The 6,297-nt window shown below is 68.1% G+C and carries 5 protein-coding genes; all 5 read left to right on the plus strand.

Annotated features, from left to right (window positions below; genetic code table 11):
• Window positions 1-252: 252 nt before the first annotated feature.
• Window positions 253-1,755: a gamma-aminobutyraldehyde dehydrogenase gene (locus GKQ77_RS25225; RefSeq protein WP_219691231.1), complete on the plus strand. Its 1,503-nt coding sequence runs from the start codon at window positions 253-255 to the stop codon at window positions 1,753-1,755.
• Between the two features lie 61 nt (window positions 1,756-1,816).
• Window positions 1,817-3,106 carry a polyamine ABC transporter substrate-binding protein gene (locus tag GKQ77_RS25230; RefSeq protein ID WP_372459979.1) on the plus strand — a complete coding sequence of 430 codons (1,290 nt, stop codon included), beginning with the start codon at window positions 1,817-1,819 and terminating at the stop codon, window positions 3,104-3,106.
• A gap of 115 nt (window positions 3,107-3,221) precedes the next feature.
• Window positions 3,222-4,382, plus strand: coding sequence for an ABC transporter ATP-binding protein (locus GKQ77_RS25235; RefSeq protein WP_219691232.1), 1,161 nt, complete (start codon window positions 3,222-3,224; stop codon window positions 4,380-4,382).
• Complete coding sequence (locus GKQ77_RS25240) at window positions 4,379-5,317, plus strand: ABC transporter permease (RefSeq protein ID WP_219691233.1); 939 nt, start codon at window positions 4,379-4,381, stop codon at window positions 5,315-5,317. The genes GKQ77_RS25235 and GKQ77_RS25240 overlap by 4 nt, the downstream gene beginning before the upstream one ends.
• Complete coding sequence (locus GKQ77_RS25245) at window positions 5,317-6,117, plus strand: ABC transporter permease (RefSeq protein ID WP_219691234.1); 801 nt, start codon at window positions 5,317-5,319, stop codon at window positions 6,115-6,117. Before GKQ77_RS25240 ends, GKQ77_RS25245 begins: the two co-directional genes overlap by 1 nt.
• Window positions 6,118-6,297: the final 180 nt, after the last annotated feature.

The following is a 6,297-nucleotide window of genomic DNA, read 5'->3' on the forward strand; positions in this document are numbered from 1 at the left end:
AGAAACCCCAAGCGTCCGCCAGCTCCGAGGCGCCCCGCCCGCCATCGCACGCGAGTGCGACTCGCACCACTGACACACCGTCCCCCCTTTCCCAGGCCGACTCGACACCTGGTCGACAGATTCCGTCGCGTAACCAAAAGGCAACAACGGAATCACTTGTTGGACTATCCCTGCTCTGTCAGGATCGGCACTCAAATCGATCTGGAGCTACGCCGACCCCACGGGACGGGGAGGGCGGCGGAGGAGAGCGTCATGCACAACTTCCAGGCGCGGGACCACTTCGCGGACGGCGCGCAGTACATCGCCGGACGGCTGACCAAGGGCACCTCCGGCCGGACCCACGCGGTCGTGGACCCGGCCACCGCCGAGGAGGTCCACTCGTACGAACTGGCCGGCAGAGACGACGTGGACGCCGCCGTCGCCGCCGCGGCAGAGGCGTTCCCCGCCTGGGCCGGCGCCACCCCGGGCGAGCGCTCGGACGCCATGCACCGCTTCGCGGCCGTGCTGGCCGACCGCGCCGAGGAGTTCGCGCAGGCCGAGTCCCTGCAGTGCGGCAAGCCGATCAAGCTGAGCCGGGAGTTCGACGTCCCCGGCACCGTCGACAACACCGCCTTCTTCGCGGGCGCCGCCCGCCACCTCCAGGGCCAGTCGGCCGGCGAGTACACCGGGGACCACACCTCGTACGTACGCCGTGAGCCCATCGGCGTCGTCGGCTCCATCGCGCCCTGGAACTATCCGCTCCAGATGGCCGCCTGGAAGGTTCTCCCGGCGATCGCGGCCGGCAACACCATCGTCCTGAAGCCCGCCGAGCTGACGCCCTTCACCTCGCTCCTGTTCGCGCAGGCCGCCACCGAGGCCGGTATCCCGGACGGCGTCGTCAACATCATCTCGGGCGCGGGCAAGGACGCCGGTGAACACCTCGTCGGCCACCCGGACGTGGCCATGACCTCCTTCACCGGCTCCACCGGCGTCGGCAAGCGCGTCGCCGAGATCGCCACCGCCACCGTCAAGCGGCTCCACCTTGAGCTGGGCGGCAAGGCGCCCTTCGTGGTCTTCGACGACGCCGACCTGGAAGCCGCCGTGCACGGCGCGGTCGCGGGCGCGCTCATCAACTCCGGGCAGGACTGTACGGCCGCCACGCGCGCGTACGTGCAGCGTCCGCTCTACGATGCCTTCGTGGCGGGCGTCGCCGACCTCATGGCAAGCGTGCGGCTCGGCGATCCGTTCGACCCGAGCACCGACATGGGGCCGCTCATCTCGCACGTGCACCGCGACCGGGTCGCCGGATTCGTCGACCGCGCCCGCTCCTACGCGCGCGTGGTGACCGGCGGCGAGGCGCTCCAGCACCCCGGCGCGTACTACAAGCCCACCCTCGTCACCGACGCCGCGCAGGACAGCGAGATCGTGCAGTCCGAGATCTTCGGGCCCGTCCTCGTCGTCCTGCCCTTCGACTCCGACGACGAGGGCATCCGCCTCGCCAACAACACGCCGTACGGCCTCGCCGCCTCCGCGTGGAGCCGCGACGTGTTCCGCGCCAACCGCGCCACCCGTGAGATCAAGGCGGGGTGCGTCTGGGTCAACGACCACATCCCGATCCTCAGCGAGATGCCGCACGGCGGCTACAAGGCCTCGGGCTACGGAAAGGACATGTCCGCGTACTCATTCGAGGAGTACACACAGGTCAAGCACGTCATGTTCGACAACACCGCGGTGGTCCGCAAGGACTGGCACCGCACGATCTTCGGGGACCGGTAGTCACGTCGTCACAGGCCGCCCGACCAGCGGCCGCCTTCCTCCCGAAAGGGCAACCACGCGCATGGAGCAGTACGAGCCCGAACTCCCCCAAGCTCTCAACTCCGTTCGAGCAGGGAGGGACCCCCTCACCCCGGCCCAGCTGGCCGCCATGCACCGCAGCCTGCGGAACGGCAGGGGTTCCCTGACCCGCCGTTCCCTGCTGCGCGCCGCCACCGGCGGCACGCTCGCCGTCGGCGGACTCGGGGCGCTGAGCGCCTGCGGGATCCCCGCCGCGGGCAAGGGCCAGGGTGATGTCTCGTCCGAGGACCACTCGGTCAAGGAGAAGCGGATCACCTTCTCCAACTGGACCGAGTACATGGACGTCGACGAGAAGGACAAGAACAGGCGGCCCACACTGGCGGCGTTCACGAAGCGCACCGGGATCGAGGTCAAGTACACCGAGGACATCAACGACAACGTCGAGTTCTTCGGGAAGATCAAGCCGCAGCTCGCCGCCGGCCAGGACACCGGCCGTGACCTGATCTGCGTCACGGACTGGCTCGCCGCGCGGCTCATCCGTTTCGGGTGGGTCCAGAAACTGGACCCGGCCAACCTGCCGCACGCGTACACCAACCTGTCGACCCAGTTCCGCAACCCCGACTGGGACCCGGGACGGGCCTACTCGTACCCCTGGACCGGCATCTCTACGGTCATCGCCTACAACAAGAAGGCGACCGGCGGGAAGAAGATCACCTCGGTGTCGCAGCTGCTCGAGGACCCCAAGCTGAAGGGGCGCGTCGGATTCCTCTCCGAGATGCGCGACACCGTCGGCATGACCCTCATCGACATGGGCAAGGATCCCGCGGACTTCACCGACGACGACTTCGACGCGGCCATCGCCCGTCTCCAGAAGGCTGTCGACAAGCGGCAGATCCGCCGCTTCACCGGCAACGACTACACCTCGGACCTCGCCAAGGGCGACATCGCCGCCTGCCTCGGCTGGGCCGGCGACGTCGTACAGCTCCAGGCCGACAACCCGGACATCGGCTTCCACATCCCCGACGCGGGTTACATCACGTCCACGGACAATCTGCTGGTCCCGAACAAGGCGCGGCACAAGAGCAACGCCGAGCGGCTCATCGACTATTACTACGAGCCGGAGCCGGCGGCGCGCCTCGCGGCGTACATCAACTACGTGTGTCCGGTGGACGGAGTGCGGGACGCTCTCGCGAAGATCGACAAGGACGCGGCGGCGAATCCTTTGATCCTTCCCGACAAGGAGATGAAGGAGAAGTCCCGGGCGTTCCGGTCGCTCACGCCTAAGGAAGAGACCGCGTACGAGGAGAAGTTCGCGAAGCTGACCGGCGTGTGACGCCGAGTGGGCTGTGGCCGCTTGGACCTGCGGGTCCGTTGTGGCTGGTCGCGCAGTTCCCCGCGCCCCTGAAGGGGCGCCTCCGTTGCCCCTCTACTCTCCCCTGGACCCCACCATGACCACTGCTCAAGAACACGGCGGCGATGTCCGTCTCACCGGGATCAGCAAGACGTACGGCTCCTTCACCGCCGTGCATCCGCTCGACCTCACCGTGCCGCAGGGTTCCTTCTTCGCGCTGCTCGGCGCGTCCGGCTGCGGCAAGACCACCACGCTGCGCATGATCGCCGGCCTGGAGGAGCCCAGCTCCGGCACCGTCCACCTCGGCGACCAGGACGTCACGGCCCTGCCGCCGTACAAGCGGCCGGTGAACACCGTCTTCCAGTCCTACGCGCTCTTCCCGCACCTGGACATCTTCGAGAACGTCGCCTTCGGCCTGCGCCGCCGCGGCATCAAGTCCGTGAAGAAGCAGGTCGGCGAGATGCTCGACCTCGTACAACTCGGCGAGCAGGCCCGCAAGAAGCCCCACCAGCTCTCCGGTGGCCAGCAGCAGCGCGTCGCCGTCGCCCGCGCCCTGATCAACCACCCCAAGGTGCTCCTCCTCGACGAACCCCTCGGCGCCCTCGACCTCAAGCTGCGCCGCCAGATGCAGCTCGAGCTCAAGCGCATCCAGACCGAGGTCGGCATCACCTTCGTGCACGTCACGCACGACCAGGAGGAGGCCATGACGATGGCCGACACCGTGGCCGTGATGAACGGCGGCCGCGTCGAACAGCTCGGCGCCCCCGCCGACCTCTACGAGAACCCGCGCACCACCTTCGTCGCCAACTTCCTCGGCACCTCCAACTTCATCGAGGCCGAGGTCGCCGCCAGGAGCGGCGACGCCCTCATCCTCAAGGCGGGCGACTGCAAGCTCACGCTGCCCACCGCCCGATGTACGGGTCCCACCGCCACCGGCGGCAGGCTCCTGGCCGGCGTACGGCCCGAGAAGATCTCCCTCACGCACGCCGACGACGCGGGGCAGATCCCCGAGGGCCGCAACCGCATCACCGGACGCATCGCCGACAGCAGTTTCATCGGCGTCTCCACGCAGTACGTCATCGACAGCCCCGCCTGCGACTCCTTCGAGGTGTACGCGCAGAACATCGAGCGCGACGCCCGCCTCACCCCGGGCGCCGAGGTCGTCCTGCACTGGAACCCCGCGCACACCTTCGGCCTCGACGCCGCTCAGGATGTCGAGGCGGGCGCCTCCAAGGTCGAGGAGGACGCCTCCGCATGACGACGACCCTCACCGAAGCGCCACCGGCGAAAGACCCCGAAGACCCGGCTCCCGCACCGCGCGGGCCCCGCAGGCGCGGCCGCCTCGTCCCCTACTGGCTGCTGCTCCCCGGCATCCTCTGGCTGATCGTCTTCTTCGCGCTGCCGCTGGTCTACCAGGCCTCGACCTCCGTACAGACCGGGTCGCTCGAAGAGGGCTTCAAGGTCACCTGGCACTTCGCCACCTACTGGGACGCGGCAACCGACTACTGGCCGCAGTTCCTGCGCTCGGTGCTCTACGCCGGTTCCGCCACCGTCCTGTGCCTGCTGCTCGGCTATCCGCTCGCCTATCTGATCGCGTTCCGCGCGGGCCGCTGGCGGAACATCATCCTTGTGCTGGTCATCGCGCCGTTCTTCACCAGTTTCCTCATCCGTACGCTGGCGTGGAAGACGATCCTCGCGGACGGCGGCCCCCTCGTGGGCGCCCTCAACTCCCTGCACGTCCTGGACGTCACCAGCTGGCTGGGCGTCACCGACGGCGACCGGGTCCTCGCCACCCCGCTGGCGGTGATCTGCGGGCTCACGTACAACTTCCTGCCGTTCATGATCCTGCCGCTCTACACCTCGCTGGAGCGCATCGACGGACGGCTGCACGAGGCCGCGGGCGACCTCTACGCCAAGCCGTCCACGACCTTCCGCAAGGTGACCTTCCCGCTCTCCATGCCGGGCGTGGTCTCCGGAACGCTGCTGACCTTCATCCCGGCGGCGGGCGACTACGTGAACGCGGACCTGCTCGGCTCGACCGACACCCGCATGGTCGGCAACGTCATCCAGACGCAGTTCCTGCGCGTCCTGGACTATCCGACGGCGGCCGCCCTGTCCTTCATCCTCATGGCCGCCATTCTTTTCATGGTGACCTTCTACATCCGCAAGTCGGGGACGGAGGATCTCGTCTGATGGCCGTTCTTCGCTGGCTGCGGCGCAATCTCGTCGTCATCGCGGGCCTGTGCACGCTCGCCTATCTGCTCCTGCCGAACGTCGTCGTCACGGTGTTCTCCTTCAACAAGCCGAAGGGGCGCTTCAATTACTCCTGGCAGGAATTCTCGACCGACGCCTGGCGGGACCCGTGCGGCGTCGCCGACATGTGCGGATCGCTCGCCCTGAGCCTCCAGATCGCCGCCTGGGCGACGATCGGCGCGACCGTGCTCGGCACGATGATCGCCTTCGCCCTGGTGCGCTACCGCTTCCGGGCGCGCGGCGCCATCAACTCGCTGATCTTCCTGCCGATGGCGATGCCCGAGGTCGTCATGGCCGCCTCGCTGCTCACGCTCTTCCTCAACATGGGCGCGCAGCTCGGCTTCTGGACCGTCCTCATCGCCCACATCATGTTCTGCCTCAGCTTCGTGGTGACCGCCGTCAAGGCGCGCGTCATGTCGATGGACCCCCGCCTGGAACAGGCCGCGCAGGACCTCTACGCCGGTCCCGTGCAGACCTTCCTGAGGGTCACGCTGCCGATCGCCGCCCCCGGCATCGCGGCGGGCGCGCTGCTCGCCTTCGCGCTCTCCTTCGACGACTTCATCATCACGAATTTCAACGCGGGCTCGACCGTGACATTCCCCATGTTCGTCTGGGGATCCGCACAGCGGGGCACGCCCGTTCAGATCAATGTGATCGGTACGGCGATGTTCCTCGTCGCCGTCCTGCTCGTACTCGCCGGAATGCTGGCCGGCAAGCGCCGCAACAAGCAGTCCCGGTAATTCCCGCCATTTCAGAAGGAGTGGAAATCATGGCCCCTAGCGCCATGCTGTCCATTTCTGGGGGCAGCGCCCCCAGACCCCACGGTTGGACCAAGTCCCTCTCCGACGCCCAGCCGGTCTCGTACTGGCTGGACGACCCCGGCAGGCCCGCCCCCGAGCCCGCCCTCACCGGCGACGACC

The organism is Streptomyces anatolicus, from assembly GCF_019400875.1.
Taxonomy (GTDB): Bacteria; Actinomycetota; Actinomycetes; order Streptomycetales; family Streptomycetaceae; genus Streptomyces; species Streptomyces anatolicus.

Coding starts and splice junctions, on each gene's coding strand:
- GKQ77_RS25225 (WP_219691231.1), top strand. CDS start 253: ATGCACAACTTCCAGGCGCGGGACCACTTCGCGGACGGCGCGCAGTAC.
- GKQ77_RS25240 (WP_219691233.1), top strand. CDS start 4,379: ATGACGACGACCCTCACCGAAGCGCCACCGGCGAAAGACCCCGAAGAC.
- GKQ77_RS25235 (WP_219691232.1), top strand. CDS start 3,222: ATGACCACTGCTCAAGAACACGGCGGCGATGTCCGTCTCACCGGGATC.
- GKQ77_RS25230 (WP_372459979.1), top strand. CDS start 1,817: ATGGAGCAGTACGAGCCCGAACTCCCCCAAGCTCTCAACTCCGTTCGA.
- GKQ77_RS25245 (WP_219691234.1), top strand. CDS start 5,317: ATGGCCGTTCTTCGCTGGCTGCGGCGCAATCTCGTCGTCATCGCGGGC.